23 protein-coding genes and 1 other RNA gene are annotated in these 22839 nt (G+C 51.8%); 15 read left to right on the top strand and 9 right to left on the bottom strand.

Features of this window, described 5'->3' with window-relative positions; all coding sequences use genetic code 11:
• Window positions 1-62 precede the first annotated feature (62 nt).
• The 6 genes from L9P87_RS15005 (at window position 63) to L9P87_RS14980 (ending at window position 4095) form a co-directional block, all read left to right on the top strand.
• On the top strand, window positions 63-581 hold the full coding sequence (locus tag L9P87_RS15005) for a rhodanese-like domain-containing protein (RefSeq protein ID WP_237445575.1): 519 nt from the start codon (window positions 63-65) through the stop codon (window positions 579-581).
• 4 nt (window positions 582-585) lie between these two features.
• Window positions 586-849: a glutaredoxin 3 gene (gene grxC / locus L9P87_RS15000; RefSeq protein ID WP_237445574.1), complete on the top strand. Its 264-nt coding sequence runs from the start codon at window positions 586-588 to the stop codon at window positions 847-849.
• A 31-nt stretch (window positions 850-880) separates the two neighbouring features.
• Window positions 881-1351 (top strand): protein-export chaperone SecB, encoded by a 471-nt coding sequence (gene secB / locus L9P87_RS14995; protein ID WP_237445573.1) that lies wholly within the window; start codon window positions 881-883, stop codon window positions 1349-1351.
• A 106-nt stretch (window positions 1352-1457) separates the two neighbouring features.
• Complete coding sequence (locus L9P87_RS14990; protein ID WP_237445572.1) at window positions 1458-2684, top strand: NAD(P)/FAD-dependent oxidoreductase; 1227 nt, start codon at window positions 1458-1460, stop codon at window positions 2682-2684.
• A gap of 28 nt (window positions 2685-2712) precedes the next feature.
• On the top strand, window positions 2713-3534 hold the full coding sequence (locus tag L9P87_RS14985) for a mechanosensitive ion channel family protein (RefSeq protein WP_237445571.1): 822 nt from the start codon (window positions 2713-2715) through the stop codon (window positions 3532-3534).
• Window positions 3535-3627: 93 nt separating this feature from the next.
• The gene (locus L9P87_RS14980; RefSeq protein WP_237445570.1) at window positions 3628-4095 is read left to right on the top strand and encodes a tRNA (cytidine(34)-2'-O)-methyltransferase; all 468 of its coding nucleotides are present in this window, start codon (window positions 3628-3630) and stop codon (window positions 4093-4095) included.
• A gap of 58 nt (window positions 4096-4153) precedes the next feature.
• On the opposite strand, the gene ntrC is transcribed toward L9P87_RS14980, so the two are convergent.
• From ntrC to glnA, 3 genes are all read right to left on the bottom strand, one after another.
• On the bottom strand, window positions 4154-5590 hold the full coding sequence (gene ntrC / locus L9P87_RS14975) for a nitrogen regulation protein NR(I) (RefSeq protein WP_237445569.1): 1437 nt from the start codon (window positions 5588-5590) through the stop codon (window positions 4154-4156).
• Window positions 5577-6650: a nitrogen regulation protein NR(II) gene (gene glnL / locus L9P87_RS14970; RefSeq protein WP_237445568.1), complete on the bottom strand. Its 1074-nt coding sequence runs from the start codon at window positions 6648-6650 to the stop codon at window positions 5577-5579. Before glnL ends, ntrC begins: the two co-directional genes overlap by 14 nt.
• 338 nt (window positions 6651-6988) lie before the next feature.
• Entirely contained in the window at window positions 6989-8392 is a 1404-nt protein-coding gene (glnA, locus tag L9P87_RS14965) for a glutamate--ammonia ligase (RefSeq protein ID WP_237445567.1), read from the bottom strand.
• A gap of 332 nt (window positions 8393-8724) precedes the next feature.
• Here glnA and thiI point away from each other — a divergent pair, with 332 nt between their 5' ends.
• Entirely contained in the window at window positions 8725-10167 is a 1443-nt protein-coding gene (gene thiI / locus L9P87_RS14960; protein WP_237445566.1) for a tRNA uracil 4-sulfurtransferase ThiI, read from the top strand.
• Window positions 10168-10232: 65 nt separating this feature from the next.
• Here thiI and serA read toward each other — a convergent pair whose 3' ends face one another.
• Window positions 10233-11462, bottom strand: coding sequence for a phosphoglycerate dehydrogenase (gene serA, locus L9P87_RS14955; RefSeq protein ID WP_237445565.1), 1230 nt, complete (start codon window positions 11460-11462; stop codon window positions 10233-10235).
• A gap of 153 nt (window positions 11463-11615) precedes the next feature.
• Between serA and L9P87_RS14950 the strand changes: the two genes are divergently transcribed.
• Together L9P87_RS14950 and L9P87_RS14945 are read left to right on the top strand one after the other, a co-directional pair.
• Entirely contained in the window at window positions 11616-13019 is a 1404-nt protein-coding gene (locus tag L9P87_RS14950; protein WP_237445564.1) for an FAD-binding oxidoreductase, read from the top strand.
• Window positions 13016-13681, top strand: a complete 666-nt coding sequence (locus L9P87_RS14945; RefSeq protein ID WP_237445563.1) for a fumarylacetoacetate hydrolase family protein — start codon at window positions 13016-13018, stop codon at window positions 13679-13681. The genes L9P87_RS14950 and L9P87_RS14945 overlap by 4 nt, the downstream gene beginning before the upstream one ends.
• A 67-nt stretch (window positions 13682-13748) precedes the next feature.
• Here L9P87_RS14945 and rpiA read toward each other — a convergent pair whose 3' ends face one another.
• Window positions 13749-14423 (bottom strand): ribose-5-phosphate isomerase RpiA, encoded by a 675-nt coding sequence (gene rpiA, locus L9P87_RS14940; protein ID WP_237445562.1) that lies wholly within the window; start codon window positions 14421-14423, stop codon window positions 13749-13751.
• A 126-nt stretch (window positions 14424-14549) separates the two neighbouring features.
• Here rpiA and ilvA point away from each other — a divergent pair, with 126 nt between their 5' ends.
• Window positions 14550-16064, top strand: a complete 1515-nt coding sequence (gene ilvA, locus L9P87_RS14935; protein ID WP_237445561.1) for a threonine ammonia-lyase, biosynthetic — start codon at window positions 14550-14552, stop codon at window positions 16062-16064.
• Window positions 16065-16285: 221 nt separating this feature from the next.
• Window positions 16286-16435, top strand: a complete 150-nt coding sequence (locus L9P87_RS14930; RefSeq protein ID WP_237445560.1) for a hypothetical protein — start codon at window positions 16286-16288, stop codon at window positions 16433-16435.
• Window positions 16436-16440: 5 nt separating this feature from the next.
• Here L9P87_RS14930 and L9P87_RS14925 read toward each other — a convergent pair whose 3' ends face one another.
• The 4 genes from L9P87_RS14925 to L9P87_RS14910 all read right to left on the bottom strand — a co-directional run bounded on the left by L9P87_RS14925 (window position 16441) and on the right by L9P87_RS14910 (window position 17909).
• Window positions 16441-17025 (bottom strand): 5-formyltetrahydrofolate cyclo-ligase, encoded by a 585-nt coding sequence (locus L9P87_RS14925; protein WP_237445559.1) that lies wholly within the window; start codon window positions 17023-17025, stop codon window positions 16441-16443.
• 36 nt (window positions 17026-17061) lie between these two features.
• A non-coding RNA gene (gene ssrS / locus L9P87_RS14920) (6S RNA) lies at window positions 17062-17238 on the bottom strand.
• 115 nt (window positions 17239-17353) lie between these two features.
• Window positions 17354-17674 (bottom strand): cell division protein ZapA, encoded by a 321-nt coding sequence (locus tag L9P87_RS14915; protein WP_237445558.1) that lies wholly within the window; start codon window positions 17672-17674, stop codon window positions 17354-17356.
• A gap of 4 nt (window positions 17675-17678) precedes the next feature.
• A complete protein-coding gene (locus L9P87_RS14910) occupies window positions 17679-17909 on the bottom strand; it encodes a TIGR02449 family protein (protein WP_237445557.1) in 231 nt (76 codons plus the stop codon).
• A gap of 215 nt (window positions 17910-18124) precedes the next feature.
• On the opposite strand from L9P87_RS14910, the gene L9P87_RS14905 reads away from it, so the two are divergent.
• The 4 genes from L9P87_RS14905 to L9P87_RS14890 all read left to right on the top strand — a co-directional run bounded on the left by L9P87_RS14905 (window position 18125) and on the right by L9P87_RS14890 (window position 22716).
• The gene (locus tag L9P87_RS14905; protein ID WP_237445556.1) at window positions 18125-18805 is read left to right on the top strand and encodes a UPF0149 family protein; all 681 of its coding nucleotides are present in this window, start codon (window positions 18125-18127) and stop codon (window positions 18803-18805) included.
• A gap of 82 nt (window positions 18806-18887) precedes the next feature.
• Window positions 18888-20216, top strand: a complete 1329-nt coding sequence (gene pepP / locus L9P87_RS14900; RefSeq protein WP_237445555.1) for a Xaa-Pro aminopeptidase — start codon at window positions 18888-18890, stop codon at window positions 20214-20216.
• Window positions 20209-21474: a 2-octaprenyl-6-methoxyphenyl hydroxylase gene (ubiH, locus tag L9P87_RS14895; RefSeq protein ID WP_237445554.1), complete on the top strand. Its 1266-nt coding sequence runs from the start codon at window positions 20209-20211 to the stop codon at window positions 21472-21474. The genes pepP and ubiH overlap by 8 nt, the downstream gene beginning before the upstream one ends.
• Window positions 21475-21477: 3 nt before the next feature.
• Window positions 21478-22716, top strand: coding sequence for a UbiH/UbiF/VisC/COQ6 family ubiquinone biosynthesis hydroxylase (locus L9P87_RS14890; protein WP_237445553.1), 1239 nt, complete (start codon window positions 21478-21480; stop codon window positions 22714-22716).
• Window positions 22717-22839 lie beyond the last annotated feature (123 nt).

Below are 22839 nucleotides of genomic sequence, written 5' to 3'. Positions count from 1 at the left end.
GCCATGGCTATTGGCAGCGCTGACAACGGTGAGTTGAGCAGCATGGTTGGAGGCGTTACATAGTGGTGGATATTACCACTTTGTTGGTGGTGGCAAGGCTGTGTATAATGCCGCCTCGAATACAATATACGTATCATTTACTGACACTCATCGGGATAACCGCAATGGCATTGTTTTTTGAATTTTTTGGACAGCAGTGGATACTGGTCACGGCATTTTTAGTCTTGGCAACCCTGTTAATGATGTATGAAGCACGCAAGGCTGGGCCGACGATTACACCGCAGCAATTGTCTCATATGATGAACAAACAGGACGGTGTGGTGGTGGATATCCGCGATAGCAAAGAATTTGGCGCTGGCCATATAGTTGATTCCGTTAACATTCCTGCAAATAAATTAAATGATCGCATGGTGGAGTTGGAAAAACACAAAACCGTCCCCATTATTGTTGTAGACAAGCAGGGCACCGCATCCAGCGCGCCCGGCAAAGCATTAAAGGCTGCAGGTTATCAGCAGGTTTATCGCCTCACAGGCGGTATGTTAGAGTGGAAGGGGCAGAATCTGCCTTTAGTAAAGGCGTAGAGTGATGTCCAAAGTTGTAATGTACAGCAGCGCGTTTTGTCCGTATTGCCATCGAGCCAAGTCAATCCTCGACAGCAAAGGGGTCAACGTCGAAGAAATTTTTGTCGACCGCAAACCGGATATTCGTCAAACCATGATGGACAAAAGTGGCCGTAACACCGTGCCTCAAATCTGGATTGGCGACACCCATGTTGGTGGCTCAGACGATTTATGGGCGCTGGATCGCAATGGCGATCTAGACCCGATGTTAGCAAAGCTTGCCGGTTAACCGGCTAATAAAACAGATAAAAGAGGATAACATGGCAGAAGAAAATCAAGCGGCAGCAAACGGTCCAGAAGGTCAGCAGTTCGCCCTACAGCGCATTTTCATCAAAGATTTATCATTTGAAGCTCCTCAGGGCTCAAAGGCGTTTACTCAGCAGTGGCGTCCACAGGTTAATCTTGACCTTAACACCCGCAACAGCAAGTTGGACGATGACAACTACGAGGTTGTTTTAACCCTGACCGTCACTGCCAAGCAAGAAGATGAAACTGCCTTCTTGGTAGAAGTACAACAGGGCGGCATCTTCCTGTGCAAGGGCTTGGAAGGCGAGCAGCTGCATCAGGTTCTTGGTAGCTTATGCCCAAGCATTCTGTTCCCGTATGCCCGTGAAACCATCGACAGCCTAGTGGTTAAGGGTTCTTTCCCTCCACTGATGGTTGCGCCGGTTAACTTCGAAGCGTTATACCAGCAAGCCCTGGTTAAGCAGGACGAACAGAAGCCAAACTAAGCGCGGCTTAGTGTGACTGATAAAAACCTTGTGATTAATCTCACAAGGTTTTTTTATGCGTGTAAACTAATGAAATCGAATAATAAATAGCTGAGAGTAAGGATTGATGCACCGTTTCGATGCCGATGTCATTATCATAGGGGCAGGCCCCTCGGGAGCTGTTGCCGCGGCGCTGCTTTGCCAGCAGGGTTTTAAGGTGTTAGTGCTGGAGCGAGAGCGGTTTCCGCGTTTCTCCATTGGCGAAAGTCTGCTACCCCAGACCATGGTCTATCTCGAGCAGGCCGGTATGCTGGCAGCGGTCGACAACGCCGGTTTTCAATTCAAGAACGGCGCCGCCTTCCGCTATCAGACGCATTACAGCGATTTTGATTTCAGCGACAAGTTCAGCCCGGGGCCGGACACGACGTATCAGGTGCAGCGAGCAGACTTCGACAAAATACTGGCCGACAGTGCCGCCGAACAGGGCGCCGATATTCGTTATCAGCATGAGATTACCGCCGTCGATATCACGGCAGACTTCGCTGCTGTTGAATGTAAAAACAGCCTTGGTGAGGAACAGAGGTTCTTCGGCCAGTTTATTCTCGATGCCAGCGGCTTTGGCCGCGTATTACCGCGTTTGCTCGATCTGCATCAGCCCTCGGACTTCCCCGTTAGGCAGTCGGTGTTTACCCATATTGAAGACAACATTAGCTGTGCCGACCACGACCGCCATAAAATTCTAGTGACGGTTCACCCCGAGCATCGGGATGTTTGGCTGTGGCTAATTCCCTTTGGTGATGGTCGTTGTTCACTGGGCGTGGTGGCGACGCCTGAGTTCTTGGCGCAATATCAACTGGAGCCGAAACAATTACTGCAGCAGATCGTCAGCGAAGATTCGAGCTTGGCGGCGCTGTTAGTCGATGCACAATACGATACCGAGGTTAGGCAAATTACCGGCTATTCCGCCAATGTGAAAACTCTGCATGGTCAACGCTTTGCGCTGTTGGGTAATGCCGGTGAATTCCTCGACCCCGTATTCTCATCCGGGGTTACCATTGCGGTGAAATCAGCCAGTATGGCGGCCTCATTATTAGCTCGGCAACTTCGGGGCGAAGAGGTTTGTTGGCAACAGCAGTTTGCCCAGCCACTGGGCGAGGGCGTCGATGTGTTTCGCACCTTTGTCAGTAGCTGGTACAGCCACGAGTTGCAGGATATTATTTTCTATGGGCCGCAGAACACAGAGATAAAGGGGATGATCAGCTCGGTATTGGCTGGCTACGCCTGGGATAAAAACAACCCCTATGTCGACAAGAGTGAACGCCGAGTCAGGGTGTTGGCAGAGTTATGCCGTTAGATTGAAAGACTAAGCAATGGAGAGTGTCATGGAGCAAGAAGCGGCCTATATAGGCGAGGCCTATAACAGCCTGATCAATTTTGGTGTCGACTACGGCATGCAGGTTATTGGCGCGATTCTAATTTTAATTGTTGGCGCCGTGGTGGCCAATTGGGTGAGTAAGTCGGCGGTTAAATACCTCGAACGCAAAGATATCGACATCACCTTCAGTCATTTTATCGCCAATGCCTTGAAGGCGATGATTCTGTTCTGCTTTGTCATTATTGCGCTGGGTAAGTTTGGCATCAGTGTGACGCCGTTTATCGCCGCCATTGGTGCGATAGGTTTGGGGGCTGGCTTTGCTGTGCAGGGACTGTTATCGAATTACGCCGCCGGTCTGGCGATCATCTTTACCCGGCCATTTAAGATTGGCGATACCATCGTCGTTTATGGTTATACCGGCCAAATAGTCGATATTAAACTGGCGGCGACGCTGCTGATCACCGAGGATAAGGTGTTAATCACCATCCCTAACCGCTATGCGGTGGGTGAGGTATTACAAAATACCTTCGAATATAAGATGGTCGAGACGCTGTTACATGTCGACCAACAGCACAGCCCCGAGCAGGTTGTTGCGCTGATTAACCAGTGCCTGAGTGACAATGGTAATATTATCGATGACCCTCAGGCTCAGGTCGGTATCGAGGCCTTCGAAGAGGGTAATATCTGCATCGGCATCCGCTGCTGGGTGCCAACCAAATCGTATTACCAAGAGAAGTTCACCATTAATATGGCCGTCTACAATACGCTGCGCGCTCACGGTATTCATATCGCCGCGCCAAAGCGGTTGCCAGAGGGTACGAGCGAATAGAGAGGCATACAGAGGTGTAGTTTCGGTAGGTAAATAACGGTCGACGTATTAAGATAGCGGCCATCGATAAGTCGCCAAAGAATGATGGTTGTTATGTTTGAGATCGCCCTGTTTGAACCGCAGATTGCCCCCAATACTGGCAATATAATGCGCCTGGCCGCCAATAATGGTTGCCGCCTGCATTTGATCGAGCCAATGGGTTTCGATATAGAAGAGAAGAAGTTGCGCCGTGCCGGCCTCGATTACCACGATCTGGACAATACCACGATCCATCCTCACTATCAGGCCTTCGCCGAGGCGATGGCAGGCCGTCGGATTATTGCCTGTACCACCAAGGGTACCCGCAGTCATAGCGATATTGTTTATCAGGCCGGTGATGTACTGTTGTTCGGTGCCGAGACACACGGCTTGGCGCCGGCGGTGATGGAAACGATTGCGCCCGAGTTACGGATCAAGATTCCGATGCAGCCGAATAACCGCAGCCTCAACCTGTCTAACTCGGTGGCTATTATCAGCTACGAGGCCTGGCGCCAGCTCGATTACGCTGGCGCTGCCGAGTAAGCGCCGCCAGTATTGAGGCCGTCGATGCTATTCCGCGGCCTTGGTTGAGGGCCTGGTGCTAAGCGGTTTCGCTTTCCAGCTCTTCGCCGCCCTCGTCCATACCCAGTTCCTTGATCTTACGCGACAGTGTATTGCGCCCCCAGCCGAGCAGTTGCGAGGCGTCGCGGCGTCGGCCATTGGTGTGTTTGAGCGCGCTCTCGATCATGATGCGCTCGAAAATCGGCACCGCGGTATCGAGCAGCTTGCTTTTGCCGCCATTAAGTTCTTGTTCGGCCCAGCTGCGTAAATCATCCTGCCAGTTTGAAGCCCCCTTCTCCTCGGGTTGCTGATTGAGCAGCTCTGGCGGCAGATCGCCGATATGAACCTCGCGACCGGAGGCCATGACAGTCACCCAGCGGCAGGTGTTTTCCAGTTGGCGAACGTTACCCGGCCAATTCAAGCCGGCGAGATACTGCTCGGTATCGCTGGTTAATATTTTAGTCTCCACCGCCAGCTCCTCCGCCGCGGCATTGAAGAAATGCTTGGCCAGACGGGGAATATCCTCGCGGCGCTCGGCCAGCGTCGGGATGTGGATGCGAATCACATTGAGGCGGTGGAATAAATCCTCACGGAAGCTGTGTTCGGCCACCAGGCGCTCTAAGTCCTGGTGGGTGGCGGCGATAATACGCACGTCGACCTTGACCGGGGTGTGGCCGCCGACGCGGTAAAACTCGCCATCCGCCAGCACGCGTAGCAGTCGAGTCTGGGTCTCGGCCGGCATATCGCCGATCTCATCGAGAAACAGCGTGCCGCCGTCGGCCTGTTCGAAGCGACCCCGACGGAGTGCTGCGGCGCCGGTAAAGGCACCCTTCTCGTGGCCAAACAGTTCGGACTCCATCAAATCTTTCGGTATGGCGGCCATGTTGAGGGCGATGAATGGTTTTTCTGAGCGGGGTGAGTGGCGGTGAAGCGCCTGTGCCACCAGCTCTTTACCGGTGCCGGAGTTACCGTTGATTAAGACGGTGATATTGGAGTGTGACAGCCTGCCGATGGCACGAAACACCTCCTGCATCGCTGGGGCCTCGCCAATGATCTCGGTTTCTTCGATTACATCTTCGCTGAAGGCGGCTTCCTGCTGTTGCTCCTTGCTGTGAGCCAGCGCCCGCTTTGCCATGGCCACAGTTTCGTCAATATCGAAGGGCTTGGGCAGATACTCGAAGGCACCGCTCTGGTAGGAGGCGACGGCGGAATCTAGGTCGGAGTGGGCGGTGGTGATAATAACCGGCAGATTGGGGTAGGTCTCGTGGATCTTGCCGAGTAGTTCTAAGCCGTCGATGCCCGGCATGCGGATATCGCTGATAATCACGTCGGGGCGCTCGTTGGGAAGCTGGCGGCAAACCGCCTCGGCGCAGTCAAAACTGGTGGTGTCGATACCCGCCTGATTCAACGCTTTTTCTAATACCCAGCGGATTGAGCGGTCGTCATCGACTACCCAAATATTATTATGATTGCTCATTTGATGGCTCCAAGGGGATATACATTGAGAATTCGGTGTGGCCAGGCTCGCTGCTGCATTCGATCAGACCCTGATGCTGGCTTAAAATAGATTGTGCGATAGACAGACCGAGGCCACTGCCTTCGGCGCGTCCAGTGACCATTGGAAAGAAGATCGTCTCGGCCAGCTCGGCGGGGATGCCGGGGCCGTTGTCGATGATCTCGATCTTGCAGACCAGGCGGTGGCGAATATTGCTGATGGTGAATTGGCGCAGTACGCGGGTGCGCAGCGTAATGGTCGGATTATCAAGACCATCCAGGGCCTGCATGGCGTTTCTGATGATGTTTAAAGCCGCCTGAATCAACTGTTCTTTATCGGCATAAAGTGGTGGAATACTGGGGTCGTAATCGCGGACAAAGTGAATAGCATCATCGGTTTCTGCCGAGATCAAGGTGGTAATACGTTCCAAGCATTCGTGCACGTTGGTCATTGCTGCCTGCGGAATGCGATGGGGGCCCAGTAGGCGGTCGACTAGATTACGCAGCCGGTCGGCCTCTTCAATAATAATCGTGGTGTAGTCTTTTAGCTCATCGTCGTTTAATTCACGGGCCAGTAATTGTGCCGCACCGCGTAAGCCGCCAAGCGGATTTTTTATTTCGTGGGCGAGGCCGCGAATCAGCGTGCGACTGTTTTGCTGCGAGGCAATCAGCGTCTCCTCGCGTGAAATTTTCAGCATCCTATCCATTGGCTGCAGTTCGATTAACAGTGCCGGTTGCTTGCCGACTTCAGTCGGTGTTACCGAGTAATCGACGGTAATACTGAGGCTATTAGGCAATTGCAGCAGGGTTTGACGCTTGGTAAACGAGCGACCGACATCGACAGCCTCACGCAGGGCTTTGACAGATTCGCTGTCTTGATGAACCAACAGGCTGAAATCCAGGCCGAGTACCCGATGACCGCTGGAGTCGAGCAGCATACGTGCGGCGGGATTGAGGTAGGTAATACGCAGCGATGAATCTAACAACATGACTGCCGTTGTCAGGTTGTCGAGAAGCAGGCCATGTAAGTCGTTGTTCATCATTGTTTAACTACCAGTCCCCATTGTTTTAAAACTATATTTGCTAGTCATTACTATAGGCTTAGCAAAAACTACACCAACTTAGGTGGGCGCGGAGGATTACTGCCGAATGAGGCATTGTTTGCTGGGGCATCCGTGATGGCGTCAGTTTGCCATCATGGCCAAGACCGCCCTTGTCAGCACGATCGATACTAGCAAGAGTGAGCGCACCAAAATAGTGCCAAAGCAAAATGGTAATCATATGGTTAGGGTTATAGTGCTGCTGTCTGGCGGTCAGACTTTTTACCAGCCAACAAAAAAGGCCTGCAAAAGCAGGCCTTTTTTCGTATTTAATCGAGTGATTAAACTGAGTAGTACATCTCGAACTCAACAGGGTGAGTTGTAGAGTTAAGACGCTCAACTTCGGCCATCTTCAATGCGATATAGCCGTCGATCATGTCGTCGTCCATTACGCCACCGGCTTTCAAGAAGGCACGGTCAGCGTCTAGCGCTTGTAGTGCTTGCTCTAGGCTTGAAGCAACAGTTGGGATCTCGGCAGCTTCTTCAGCAGGAAGGTCGTATAGATCCTTGTCTGCAGCTTCGCCTGGGTGGATCTTGTTCTGGATGCCGTCAAGGCCGGCCATCAACATAGCGGTAAAGGCTAAGTATGGGTTGGCTGATGGATCACCGAAACGTACTTCGATACGGCTGGCCTTAGGGCTTGGCACGAAAGGAATACGGATTGAAGCAGAACGGTTACGAGCAGAGTAAGCCAGCATAACAGGCGCTTCGAAGCCAGGAACCAAACGCTTGTACGAGTTGGTTGAGGCGTTGGCGAAAGCGTTGATTGCGCGAGCGTGCTTAATGATACCGCCGATGTAGAACAGGGCAGTTTCAGAAAGGCCAGCATAGGCATCGCCAGCCATGATGTTAACGCCGTCTTTAGAAAGCGACTGGTGAACATGCATACCAGAACCGTTATCGCCAACCAGAGGCTTAGGCATGAAGGTAGCCGTCTTGCCGTAGGCGTGAGCAACATTGTGTACAGCATACTTAAGAATCTGAACTTCATCAGCCTTCTTAGTCAGCGTGGCTGGACCTACACCGATTTCACACTGACCAGCAGTGGCAACTTCGTGGTGGTGAATTTCGATTTCTAGACCCATGTCTTCCATCGCGTCACACATGGCGCCACGAAGGTCGTGCAGGCTGTCCAGTGGTGGTACGGGGAAGTAACCGCCTTTAACAACAGGGCGGTGGCCCATGTTGCCGTCTGCGAATGACTTGTTGCTAGACCAAGCTGCTTCTTCAGAGTTGATCTGGTAGCTGGTGCTGTGGATATCAACATTCCACTTAACGTCGTCAAAAACGAAGAACTCAGGCTCGGGACCGAACAGTGCAGTATCGGCGATGCCAGTAGAGCGTAGGTATTCTTCAGCGCGGCCAGCAACAGAGCGAGGGTCACGGTTGTAGCCCTGCATAGTAGTAGGCTCAACGATGTTACAGATGATAACAACGGTGGCAGACTCGGTGAAGGGATCGATGTAAGAAGAAGAGTCTTCAGGCATCATGACCATGTCTGATTCGTTAATGCCTTTCCAGCCAGCGATAGAAGAACCATCAAACATTTTACCGTCTTCGAAGAAGCTCTCGCCTACTTCTGAAGCAGGAATGGTGACGTGCTGCTCTTTACCCTTAAAGTCGGTAAAGCGAAGGTCTACCCATTTGATATCGTTATCAGCGATTAGTTTAACTGTGCGTGACATAAATACGTCCTCGGTCGGTATATTACGGCTAGTGCCATTTCTTTTAGTATTAAAACTCTTCGGTTTATGCCGAGAGTTTATAAATATGGCTTTACAAAAGCAAGAGGCGTGCCAGAGTCGATATCGGCGCAATTTCAAGCACTTTGCAAAGGATTGTGCACCTGTTTGGGGAAAACGCGCTAATTCGGCTCATTAGTCGCACCAATATGATGCGTCAATGCTCTTTTTTGGTGCTTTGGTGCATTTTTTACCGTATAGACCTTAAGGATAAGTACAGCGACAATCAAGTGTTTTATAATGAACAAATATTGTTATTGATCTCTAGGGCTATTATGAAGTTTGTCGTCAAGTTTTTCCCCGAAATCACCATAAAGAGTAAGCCTGTGCGTAAGCAGTTTGTGCGCATGCTGACAGATAATGTGCGCACGCTGTTGCGTCATGTTGATGCCGATGTGAAGGTCATCCGGGATTGGGACAAGCTGGTTGTCGTCAGCGAGCAGGATGCGTTGCTACCCCGCTTTGTCGAGGTGTTGTCGAATACCCCCGGGATTGCCTATTTCAATGACGTGGTGCAATACCCGCTGGGTGATTTACACGACATTTTCGAGAAGACCAAGGCTATTTGGGGAGAGCGCTTGGCGGGCAAGACCTTTGCTGTGCGCTGTAAACGTGCCGGCAAGCATGAGTTTAAGTCTGGCGATATCGAACGCTATGTAGGGGGCGGATTGAACCAGCACACTGAGGCACTGGGTGTTAAGCTCAGCAAGCCGGAGATTACTGTGCAATTAGAGGTTCGCGACGACATCCTGTTTGTTATTAATGAGCGACACGAGGGCTTGGGTGGCTTCCCAATAGGCAGTCTCGACCCAGTTATCTCATTGATATCCGGTGGTTTCGATTCAAATGTCGCCAGCTATTTGACCATGAAGCGGGGTCTGCGCACGCATTTCCTGTTCTTTAATCTCGGCGGTCACGCCCACGAAATAGGGGTGAAAGAAGTTGCCCTGTATCTATGGCAAAAATATGGCGCCTCACATCGAGTGCGTTTCATCTCGGTGCCCTTCGATGGTGTCGTTGGCGAGATTCTCAAGAATGTAGACAACTCTCAGATGGGGGTTATTCTGAAGCGTATGATGCTGCGTGCCGGCACCCAGATTGCCGAGCAAATGGGGGTTCAGGCGCTGGTCACCGGTGAGAGTGTGGCCCAGGTGTCGAGCCAGACACTGACCAACCTCAGTGTGATCGATTCGGTGACCAACAGCTTGGTGCTGCGTCCGCTGATTACCATGGACAAGCCGGAAATCATCAAGTTGGCCGAACAGATCGGCACCGCCGAGTTTGCTGCCAACATGCCAGAATATTGTGGTGTTATCTCGGTCAAGCCGACCACTAAGGCAAAGCCTGAAAAGATTGAGCGGGAAGAGGGCAAGTTCGATTTTTCGGTGTTGGATAAGGCGGTGGCAGACACCAAACTGATTAATATCGATGAGATAGATCTGAGCGAGCAAATCGAGGATGTCGAGGTAATGCCGTTCCCCGTTGGCGAGAGTATCGTCATCGATGTGCGCCATCCGACCGAAAGGGAGTTGTCGCCGCTGCGGTTGGCTAAGAACGAGGTGTTGGATATACCCTTCTTCGAGTTGCACGGTAAGTACGCTGAACTCGATCAGAGCGAGCACTATATGCTGTACTGTGAGAAGGGCACGATGAGCCGGCTACACGCCTCGCATCTAAAGCATGAAGGCTACCATAACGTATCGGTCTACCGGCCATAGGGTGAAATCGAGACAATAAAAAAGGAGGCCTAGGCCTCCTTTTTTATTGCTGACTAAGTGTGTACTTAGAATAGTACGCGACAGCGAACCGTACCGTCGATGGCACTCAGTTTGTTCAGAGCCAGCTCTGAGAAATCCTGATCGATATCGATCACCACATAACCAACACTATCGTTAGTCTGTAGGTACTGGCCAAGGATGTTGATATTGTTATCAGACAACGCCTTGTTGATCGCTGACATAACGCCTGGGTGATTGTCGTGGATGTGCAGCAAGCGGTGTACGCCTTCATGGGCCGGCAGCGCAACGCTTGGAAAGTTGACGGAAGATGTCGTTGCACCGGTATCGGAGTAACGAATCAGTTTCTCGGCAACTTCGAGGCCGATATTTGCCTGGGCTTCGATGGTCGAGCCACCAATGTGTGGCGTCAGGAAGGTGTTCTCGAAAGCGCGCAGTGGGCTAACGAACTCTTCGTTGTTTGACTTGGGCTCGGTCGGGAATACATCGATGGCAGCGCCGGCCAGCTTCTTCGACTCAAGCGCGGCAGCTAAGGCGTCGATATCGACAACAGTACCGCGTGAGGCGTTGATGAGAATGCCGTTATCTTTCATCTGGGCAATCTGTTCGGCGCCAATCATGTCCTTGGTCGAGGCGGTTTCAGGCACGTGTAGGCTGACGATATCAGAGCTTTCAAGAAGCGCCTGTAGTGTCGGCATCTGAATCGCATTCCCCAGGGGCAGCTTGCTAACAGTATCGTAGAAGTGCACTTTCATACCGAGAGATTCTGCGATGACAGACAATTGCATGCCGATAGAGCCATAGCCAATCAGGCCAAGCGTCTTGCCGCGGATCTCATAAGAGCCAGTGGCAGATTTATCCCAAACACCGCGGTGGGCTTTGGAGCTTTTTTCGGCAATGCCGCGTAGCAATAATATTGCCTCGGCAATAACCAGTTCAGCCACAGAGCGAGTGTTGGAGAACGGTGCATTGAACACGGCAATACCGCGGTTCATTGCTGATGTTAGATCTACCTGATTGGTGCCGATGCAGAAGCAGCCGATACCAATAAGTTTCTTCGCCTCGGCGAGAACCTCGTCGGTTAGCTGGGTGCGTGAACGCAAGCCAACAAAGTGTGCATCACGAATCTTGGCGATTAATTCGTCGCCAGCCAACGCTGTTTTGATGTATTCAATGTTGGTGTAACCGGCCGTTTCCAAGGTATCAACGGCTGACTGGTGTACGCCTTCTAATAAAAGAAAACGAATTTTACTCTTATCGAGCGAGGTCTTAGACATCTTATTCCCCGAACTTCATTGTGAGAACTAGCAGAATTTTTGTGCGCGTATGGTAACATAGCCGCCGCATCAATCACCTATAAACTCGCCCTAGATACCATTTTAACGGTGAATAGTGGCGATAATATCAACACCTGTGGTTCGGAATCAGTCATGAGTAATAAAGTATCCTCTGAAATAATCAATCACTTAAAAGCGATAGTCGGCGAGCAGAAAGTACTGCTTGGCGATGATGACTTACAGACTTTTGGTAAGGACTGGACGCGCATCTATACCCCAGACCCTTCAGTGATTGTCCTGCCGAAGACTGTCGAGCAGGTGCAGGCGATTGTTAAACTGGCCAATGCAGAAGGCTTTGGTATCGTACCATCCGGTGGTCGTACCGGTCTTTCTGGCGGCGCCGTGGCAACTAATGGTGAGGTTGTTATCGCCTTCGATGCGATGAACGAGATTCGTGATCTCAGCGTTGTCGATCAAAGCGTGGTCTGCCAGGCCGGTGTGATTACTGAGCAATTACAGAACTATGCCGAGGAGCATCAGCTTTTTTATCCCGTAGATTTTGCCTCCAGCGGCTCGTCGCAGATTGGCGGTAATATTGCTACTAATGCCGGTGGCATAAAGGTCATCCGTTACGGCATGACCCGCGACTGGGTGTTAGGTTTAAAGGTTGTGACAGGCAGTGGAGAAATTCTTGAGCTCAATCACGGGCTACTAAAGAACAATGCCGGCTATGATTTGCGTCAGTTGTTTATCGGTGCCGAGGGGACTCTTGGCTTGATTGTCGAGGCCACTATTCGTCTGACGCGTCAGCCACATAATCTCAGTGTACTGGTCTTGGGTGTTGAGCATTTCTCATCGATTATGAATGTGCTCCACGCCTTCCAAAGTAAGATCGATCTCACCGCGTTTGAATTTTTCTCGGAAAAAGCCCTGCAGAAAGTGGTCGATCATCAAGACTTGCAACGACCATTCGACAGTGTCTGCGATTACTATGCGCTGATTGAATTTGAATCGTTGACCGAGCAAGAATTAGAGCACGCGATGTCGCTGTTTGAGCATTGCATGGAAGAGGGTTGGGTGGTTGATGGTGTCATCAGTCAATCGTTGCAGCAGGCGCAAAATCTGTGGCGCCTACGAGAAGACATTTCTGAGACGCTGGCCCGTTGGACACCGTACAAGAATGATTTGTCGGTGAGCGTGTCGCGTATCCCTGAGTTTATTGGCGAGGTTGATGAGCTGGTTCAGGCCGGTTATCCCGATTTTGAAATTGTCTGGTTTGGGCATATTGGCGACGGTAATGCCCACTTGAATATCCTGCGCCCCGACGAGACGCCGATGGCGGACTTTGTCGCCCAATGTGAGGCGGTGTCGAAGCAAATCTTCGAGATTGTGCAGCGCTACAATGGTTCTGTCTCGGCTGAACATGGCGTCGGCTTGGTGAAAAAACCCTATCTTAAGTACACTCGAAGCGCTGTCGAAATTGAGTATATGAAGAGCGTTAAAAAGGTTTTTGACCCGCAGAATGTGATGAACCCTGGCAAGGTGTTCGATCTATGAGCGATTATCAACACCGTTTAGTCAGTGGTGAACCCATCGACCTGCCGGTAGGCAAGGTGGTCTGTGTTGGTCGTAATTATTTGGATCATATTCGAGAGCTTAATAATGACATCCCCGAGGCGCCGCTGCTGTTTATCAAGCCAGAGACTGCAGTGGTGGCTGTTGATCAGCCGATTGTGATACCGGCAGATCGCGGTGAGGTGCATCATGAGCTTGAGATTGCTCTGTTGATTGGTCAGCGTCTGACGCGGGCGGATAGCGAGCAGGCGATGGCGGCAGTAACCGCTGTTGGCCTAGGGTTGGATTTAACCCTGCGTGATGTGCAATCAGCTCTGAAGAAGAAGGGGCAGCCATGGGAAATCGCCAAGGCATTCGATGGCGCCTGTCCTTTGACGTCTTTTGTGCCGGTGGCTGAGTTTGCTGATTTGCAAAAGCTGCAGTTTAGTCTGCATAAGAATGGTCGCTTGCAGCAGGATGGTCTGGCGGCAATGATGATGCATAAAATTGCTGATTTGCTGGCGGTGATGAGCCAATCATTTACCCTGATGCCCGGGGATGTGGTGTTGACCGGCACGCCGGCTGGCGTGTCAGCGCTGACCAGTGGCGATCAACTGCAGTTGTCGCTCGAGGAACGTTATCAGTGGTCGGTCTCTGTTGCCTAGTCTGCGGTAACAACGGCGATAAAAAAGGCAGCCTAGGCTGCCTTTTTTATCGCTGACGAATAGTAGGTTATTCAGCGCGTAGAGTTTTGACGCCTTGTTGGGTGGCCAGCAGTAAGACATCGGCAGCCTTGATGGCAAACAAACCATTGGTGACGACGCCGACAATATTGTTAATCGCTTTTTCGGTGTTGAATGGCTGGTCGATGGGGAAGTCGTAACAGTCGATGATGATATTGCCATTATCGGTGACCACGCCTTCACGATAGACTGGGCTGCAGCCTAGCTTGAGCAGTTCGCGGGCGACATAAGAGCGAGCCATTGGGATGACTTCAACCGGTAGTGGGAAGTCGCCAAGAGTCTTAACCAGTTTGCTTTCGTCGGCGATACAGACGAATTCATCGGCTACGGCAGTGACGATTTTCTCGCGGGTCAGGGCGGCACCGCCGCCTTTGATTAGCTGTAACTGGTGGTTAGATTCGTCGGCGCCATCTATATATACACTGATGCTGTTGACGCTGTTGAGCTCGAATACCTCGATGCCGTGGCTTTCCAAGCGTAGTGCCGAAGCCTCAGAGCTGGCAACAGTGCCAGCAAAATCGTCGCGGTATTCGGCCAGTGCATCGATAAAACAGTTGGCGGTTGAGCCCGTGCCAATGCCGATAATCGCGTCGCGATGAAGCTTGGGTTTGATGTAGTCGATGGCGGCAAGCGCCACCGCTTTTTTGAGTTCGTCTTGAGTCATGATGTCTGTTTCTGGCGCATAGATGAAATGAATAGCTGATTATAGCGTCTTGCGGCTTTATTGACGCCTATTAAATGATTTACCATACAAGAAAACACGCAGTATCCCGAAACCGTTGGAATGAACATGCCCAAGTCTTACGTAAAAAAAATCCTTGAAGCCCGCGTCTATGACGTTGCGATAGAGACACCGTTGAGTCCTGCACTGATTATGTCTGAACGGTTGGGTAATAAGGTGTTCTTGAAACGAGAGGATTTGCAGCCGGTCTATTCTTTCAAGCTTCGCGGCGCTTATAACAAGATGGTTCAGTTGACTGAGGCGGAGCGCAGCCGTGGTGTGGTGGCAGCATCGGCGGGTAATCATGCGCAGGGCTTGGCCATGTCGGCCAAACATCTCGGGGTTAAGGCGATTATCGTAATGCCGAAGACAACACCGGCGATCAAGGTCGATGCAGTAAGGGCGCGTGGTGCAGAGGTGGTTTTGCACGGTGACGCTTATGATGCAGCCTCTGCCTATGCCAAACAATTAGTCGCCGATAAAGGCATGGTCTATATACACCCGTTTGACGACCCGGCTGTTATTGCCGGTCAAGGCACGATAGGCATGGAAATTTTGCGCCAGCATCAGGGTGATATTGATGCGGTGTTTGTGCCTGTTGGTGGCGGAGGCCTGCTGGCTGGTATTGCTGCCTACATCAAGTATGTCCGTCCAGAGGTCAAAATCATCGGTGTCGAGCCCGAGGATTCGGCCTGTCTGGCCGCTGCGATGGCTGCCGATGAGCGTGTGGTTTTGCCTGAGGTAGGTATCTTTGCCGATGGCGTGGCGGTGGCTCAAATCGGCGAGGAGACCTTCCGGGTTATCCGTGAAACTGTCGACGAGGTGATCACTGTAAGTACCGATGAAATCTGCGCGGCGATCAAGGATATCTTCGACGATACCCGTTCTATCTCAGAGCCTGCGGGTGCTGTTGGTTTGGCAGGACTTAAAAAATACTGTGAGCAAACTGGGGTGACCGGTCAGACTTTGGTGACAATACACAGTGGTGCCAATACTAATTTTGATCGTCTCAGATATATCTCGGAGCGGGCGGAAATCGGCGAGCAACGCGAGGCGGTGTTGGCGGTGACTATTCCCGAGCGCCCAGGTAGCTTTGAGGCGTTCTGTCAGGCCTTGGGTGAGCGCAGCGTGACCGAGTTTAACTATCGTTACAGCGATGATAGTTCTGCCCAAGTGTATGTGGGGGTGCAAATTGCCGCCGGCGGCTCGGATCGGGCGCTGTTGTTGGCAGATTTAAACGCACTGGAATATGCCGTTGTCGATTTAACCGATAATGAGGTGGCAAAGCTTCATGTTCGCCATATGGTCGGTGGTCATGCGCCACAGGTGGGCAGCGAGCTGGTCTACAGCTTTGAGTTCCCGGAGCGTCCCGGCGCGCTGATGCGTTTTTTGACCAAGCTGGGTGGCTCGTGGAATATCACGCTGTTCCACTACCGTAACCATGGCGCGGCCTTCGGCCGGGTGTTGGTCGGTCTGCAGGCGAAAGCCGAGGATAAGCCAGAGCTGGAGCAGTTTTTGCGGCAGCTGGGTTATCGCTACAACGAAGAGACCGATAACGAGGCCTACCAGCTGTTCATGGGTTAATCTCACACCTGGGCGATGGTTTGGGGCGGTTTTCTGCCGCTCTTTCACCCTGAGGTGTCGCTTATAAAAAGAAAATGACTGTTTATTCGGCGAAAGTTGTGACAGTGGTCTCTCGCGCGTCGATTTCTTTTACGTTAGTATAACCTCCTGTAATAAACACCCTGTCTTTAATTCAAATAATAATAAGAAAAATATGATGATAACTTTGAAGGGGAACGCAGTTGGCTAAACCAGATCTCCTCACTATCTTGGCCGTGGTATTTACTCTCGGTGTTTTGATTACCGCCGTCGCCCCTTCGATGACTACAGAGGCAGAGCGCGCTCAGTTGCAGCCGATTATTTCCGATACAGCCTTCGCCACTCGTCGCTAAGGCTATTAATACATCGCCTTGTCGCTGATAACCTTGTCGACTCTTACGTCCCATGACTGTGGCGAGAGTGGTTGGCATTGTTGAAACTGATGGGCAATGGCAAAAAGGCTGGGTTTTTTGTGTTTGTGGCGTTGTTTGAATGACAGAGCTCTGTCGTAGAAGCCGCCGCCCATACCTATTCTATTGCGATACCGGTCAAAACCTACCAGCGGCATAATGAGTAGGTCCAGCGTCTTGAGTGACGTTATTCTACGTGTGCGCCGAAGAGGCTCTTGGATATTGTAGCGATTGCGCCGCAGGCGCTGGTGGCGTTGGTAGCGATGAAAACTCAGTGTGTAATTGTCGCCAACGATGGGTAGGTAAACTTTCTTTCCCGCGGATAGTGCAGCTTGGCACAGTGGCCAGGGGTCAATTTCGCCGTCGTTGGCCAAATAGAGTCCGATACTCTGAGCGCGCCGGAATTCTTTCAGTTTAATGATACTGTGACAGACAGTGCGACTGGCTATTCGCTGCTGATTGCTGCTGAGTTGGCGTCGTTTTCTGCGCAGTTGCTGGCGCAGGAGTTGGGTTGTCGGCGTAGAATCTGGCATTAAAAGGCGCTGCTGAATGATGTCTTGCAGAAGAAGAGTGACCCCAAGGTACCGCTGTTGGCTTGGCCTTGAACCGTAAAGTTCAAGGTGGTGGCCTCAGTAATGCATTAGGCTTTCCGTCGAGCGGACATGCACACCAACACTAGCTGGAGGACACCGGGGTATAGATTATCGGCTCGAGGACTTGCGAACTGGCCAATACCCCAGGGTATGGTTGATTATAGCGCGGTTTACGACCCGAATGCACCCTGGATGAAATAAATATTATGCTATTAATAAAGGGCTTTTGGGTGATTGCTGGATAAAAGTAAAGGCAGCCAATAGCTTACTATTGGCCCTGGTCGGCGGCGAGGCGCTGATGTTTGGCAATCGCCTTATCGAGCTTGATATTGAGAGCACGAATACGCTGTTGCTGCTTGCTTTCAAGTCCGCTGTCTTGATTGCCTTGTTGAATCAGCTCGTGGCTAAGATTGAGTCCGGCCATGATGGCGATGCGCTCTAGGCCAATCACTTTGCCGCCGTTGCGAATATCACGCATCGATTGATCGAGCTTTTTGGCGCTGTCGCTAAGCTCTTGTTGTTGCTCTTCGCCGCAGCTGATTTGGTAGTCGCGGTCTAGAATGTTAACGGTTACAGTATTGTTTGACATGGCGTTATTTCAAACTATCGGAAGGTGTTGTTTTATCACCTGTTTTTTTAAGTCGATCGATCATTGTCTTGATGCGATCACTGGCTTGATTATTCTTGTTTTGCAGCTGCACGCGCTCTTCGGCCCACTGACGTTGCTGGCGTTTTAGCTGTTCATTCTCTTCTAATAACCTGTCGCTAAAAGCCAGTAAGCTATTGACTTTGGCTTCGAGAATGTTGATTTCGTCTTCGTCCATTAAAATCGCTGCAGTATTAAGAAATTGATAGCTGATAGCATACTATAATTTGCCAGTATTACCCGGTCAACTTTCGATGCTTAAATCGTTGTAAAGATGTCGATAAAATCAATTGCTTGAGTGAATAGATGAATTGATTGTCGATGTTGCGTATTTCGCTGATAGTCTGCAGGGCTTTAGTGCTAATATAAGAGTTTTGTCGTAGTGGAGAAACCATGACTACTGAATACGAAGCTGAGCCGCTGGATTTTGATGATGTCTGTGACCTGTTGGTCGAGCTTGGCTCCCTGGTTTCCGCCGCTGAATTCCATGGCAGTGTCAGTGGCATGCTGGCAGGTTGTATCAAGGATAAGAAAGAACCCGATGGTGGCTGGCCCAATTTTATGGCTGAGCTGATTGACGTAGAGTATCAGGCCAATTCATTGCAGCAGCAAGAGCTGGTCGAAATTGGCCAAACCATTGCCAATGCCTTGACGGATGAGAGCCTCTCCTTCGGCTTACTGTTACCCGATGAAGACCATGATGTCGCCATTCGCATTGAGTCACTGGGGCACTGGTGTCAGGGTTTTCTATCGGGCTTTGCTCAGTCGGGTATTACCGACCCCATTATTGCTACTTGGCCAGATGATGCCAGAGAGGCGCTGCACGATTTGGCCGCTATTGCCCAAATTGGTTTGGATGATGAAGATGACCCTAAGCTTGAGGCTGACTACCTGGAAGTCAGCGAATATGTTCGCTTAGCAGCGCTGCATGTGTTTTTGGAGTGTGCCGGTGAGAGTAACAAGGGTGAGGCCGACATGGACTCAGCCGACCAGAAGGCAAACAGAGAGGCTCATGAAGAGGCGATAAGCTCTGTTGGCGAGCTGTTCAACCGCGGTGACAAACCGCTGCATTAATATATGATAGTAAGCTGGTGAGGCCCTGCCCTGCCAGTGAATAACAACAACGAATCTATCGACACTATATCTGCGTGAAACTATGCCTATCTCAATGACCGAATTCAGTGCTCGCCGCCAAGCCTTAATGTCCCAAATGGACGGTAATAGCATTGCCATCATCAGCTCCGCCGAGAGCTTTCTTCGCAACGGTGATGCTGAATATCCTTACCGTCAGAATAGTGACTTTTTTTATCTGACTGGCTTTAATGAGCCGGAGGCGATGGCGGTATTGATTCCAGATGGCAAAAACGGCACGGGGCAATTTGTGTTGTTTTGCCGTGATCGTGACCCGGCCAAAGAGATCTGGGACGGCAAGCGTGCCGGTCAACAGGGCGCCGAAGAAACCTATGGTGCAGATCAGGCCTATTCAATCGGTGAAATAGACCAGCAGCTGCCAGAATTGCTGGCAGATAAGGCCAGTATTTACTACACCGTCGGCGTCAGCCAAGCCTTCGACCAGCAGGTGGTGGCGTGGTTGAATGCGGTGCGGGCGAAGGCCAGAACCGGTGTTCTGGCTCCGAGCCAATTCACCGATGTGTCGACGCTGTTGCGTGAAATGCGACTGATTAAAAGCGAGGCCGAGCAGCAGATTATGCGCCGCGCCGGTCAAATCAGTGCCGAGGCGCACTGTCAGGCCATGCGTGTCTGCCAGCCCGGTATGATGGAGTACCAGCTGGAGGCAGAGTTTCTCTATGCCTTCGCTAAAAATGGCAGCAAGTCTCCAGCTTACACCACTATTGTCGGTGGTGGTGCCAATGCCTGTATATTGCACTATATCGAGAATGATCAAATGCTTAACGATGGTGATCTGGTGTTGATCGATGCCGGCTGTGAACTCGAACACTATGCCGCCGATATCACACGAACCTTCCCAGTCAACGGGGTGTTCAGTGCCGAACAAAAGGCACTGTATGAACTGTGTTTAAAGGCTCAACTGGCCGCTATCGAGGTGGTTAAGCCGGGTGTGCCGTGGAATCGTGCCCACGAGGTCACCGTCGAGGTGATTACCCAGGGCTTGGTTGAGCTGGGCCTGTTAACCGGCAGTGTCGACGAATTGATTGAGAGTCAGGCATTCACTGCTTTCTATATGCACCGTGCCGGCCATTGGTTGGGTATGGATGTTCATGATGTCGGTGATTATCGTGTCGATGGCCAATGGCGTCCACTGCAGCCGGGCATGGCGTTAACCATTGAGCCCGGCATTTATGTGGCACCGGACAACCTTGAAGTGGATGAACGTTGGCGGGGGATTGGTATCCGTATCGAAGACGATATTTTGGTAACGGCCAATGGCTGTGAAAACCTTACTGCGGCAGTGCCCAAAACGATTGCCGAGATTGAAGCGTTAATGGCCGCAGCCAATGACTAAGACCGATGAGGCAGTCGACTTTGATATCGTCATCGTCGGTGGCGGTATGGTGGGTGCCAGCCTGGCGGTGACGCTGGGGCGTTATTTGCCGGCGTTGTCGGTGGCGATAGTCGAGGGTTTTCCGATGTCGACCGATGCGGCCAAGCCGGTTTATCAACCCAGTTTCGATGCTCGCTCCACTGCCTTGGCCGGCGGCGCCAAAGCCATATTTGAGCAGCTGGGTATTTGGTCGCAGTTGGCGCAGCACTGTCAGCCGATCGACCATATTCACGTCTCCAGAGCCGCCCGTCCCGCCACCATGGTAATGGATGCCGAGCAGCCGCAAAGCCTGGGTTATGTTGTCGAGAACCAGTGGCTGGGTCGGGTGTTGATGGCAGCGATGCAACAGCAGCAAGGTCTGACAATTATTGCACCGGCGACTGTCGACAAGGTGACGCCATGCGAAGGATTTAACCGGCTTGATATCACCGGTAAGGCGGAACAGCAGCAGAGCCAGCTCACCGCCAAGTTAGTGATTGTTGCCGATGGTGTCGGCTCTAAACTGGCGCAATCCCTGGGTATTCAATACCGTAAAAAGTCCTATCGGGCGGCGGCTATCGTGGCCAACATTCAAACGGCTGACGATCACCAAGGCTGGGCCTTTGAGCGCTTTGGGGGCGACGGTCCAATGGCGGTATTGCCGCTGGTTGGTGGCGCTGCAACGGAGCGACGCTCGGCGCTGGTGTGGTCGCGACCGGAAGAAGAGATCGATGACTGGCTAAGCTGTGATGAGACTGTTTTTATCGATGAACTACAGCGTCGTTTTGGCTATCGCCTGGGTAAAATTGAGGCTGTGGGCGAGCGTTTCAGTTATCCCTTACAGTTGGTCGAGGCCTGTGAGCAGGTACGAACCGGTATTGTTGTCATGGGTAATGCCGCCCACCTGCTGCACCCAGTGGCGGGGCAGGGCTTTAATCTGGCGCTGCGTGATATTACGGCGTTAATATTAACCTTGGCAGAGGCCCAAAAAGCCGATCAATCAATCGCATCGATTGCGGTGTTGAATCAGTATTTGCACAGGCAGCAGTTGGATCAGCGGATGATTACTGGCTTCAGTGATCTGTTGCCGGAGGTGTTTGCCTCTGAGTTTTGGCCGCTGTCGATTGCCCGAGAGATGGGGCTGTTAATGCTCGACAATATCGAGTTGCTGAAACAGCCTTTTGTCCGGCATGCGGCGGGTATTGAGCAAACCAATCATCTATTGGTAGGTGTTAAGTAAATCATGGTAAACAGTATACGAAGCGCAGCGGCAGACAGTAATACGATTGATTATGATGTGATTGTCGTCGGTGGCGGTTTGGCGGGAAGTTCAATGGCCGCGGCCTTGGCTGATACCGACATCACGGTGGCGTTGATTGAGCAGTTTGCCAGCTCGGCTGAGTTACCAGAATGTATCGACAGCATCGATGGCTTTGACCCCAGGGTCAGTGCCTTAACACCAAAATCGCAGCGTTTTCTTACCTCGTTGGGGGTTTGGTCTACCATCGAGTCGGCGCGGGTAAGCCCCTACTATTCGATGAGAGTTTGGGATGGCGAGGGTACAGCCAGCTTAGACTTCGATGCGGCGGAGGCCGGCTGCGATGTGCTTGGCCACATTGTTGAAAACAGAATTACCATTGCTGCGTTAATGGCTAGAGTCAGCCAGGCGCGCAATATCGACGTCATCGCCCCGGCGGCGGTTGAGCAATTGTTGCCGGTTGGCGACAGCTGGCAACTGCAGTTAGCCGATGGTCAGCAGTTGTCAGCGGCGCTGATTGTTGCCGCCGATGGTGCCAACTCACCACTGCGCCAACAGGCGGGCATCGAGACCCGCGAGTGGGATTATAATCACTGCGGCCTTGTCGCCACTGTCGAAACCAGCAAACCTCATCAGGCGACAGCCTGGCAGCGTTTCACTGATGATGGCGTGTTGGCAATGCTGCCTTTGGCCAGCGAGTCAGAGCGCAAATTGTCGATCGTCTGGTCGCTGCCGCCAGAGCGGGCCGAGCAGATGATGGCGTTGTCAGATGATGATTTCACCGCGGTGTTGGCGAGAGAGTTCGAGCATCGCCTCGGTGATATCAGCGCCGTTAGTCGACGTTTTAGTTTCCCGCTGCGCCAGCGTCATGCCAAAGACTATTTCCGGCCTGGTTTAGCGCTGGTGGCTGATGCGGCCCATACTATTCATCCATTGGCTGGTCAGGGTATCAACCTGGGGCTGAAGGATGTCGAGGTGTTGGCCGAGGAAATCTTGCGGGCCAAACAGCGTCATACTGCCCTGGGTTCCACGGCAACGCTGTCGCGTTATCAGCGCCGCAGAATGGCCGATAATCTGCGTATGATGTCGTTGATGGAGGCCTTGAAGCGGCTATTTAATCAGCCGGCACTGCCGGTTCGCTGGCTGCGCAACAGTGGCATGCGGCTGGTGTCGTCAGTTGCCGGTATCAAGCGCTATCTGATTAAGCAGGCCACCGAAATATAATCCGGTGGCGCTGCCCTCCTGCTAAATCAAGTTAATCCCATACTTTTTGTAAGTATTTGCACTTTTATAGCGCCAGATCATGGTCAAAGACTTGATAGCGCAAATGATAATCGCTATCATTCT

The sequence above is a fragment of the Sinobacterium norvegicum genome, assembly GCF_923077115.1.
GTDB classification, from domain to species: Bacteria; Pseudomonadota; Gammaproteobacteria; order Pseudomonadales; family Sinobacteriaceae; genus Sinobacterium; species Sinobacterium norvegicum.
The sequence above is the reverse complement of the archived record's forward strand: the minus strand, read 5'-3'. Positions and strand labels throughout refer to the sequence as shown.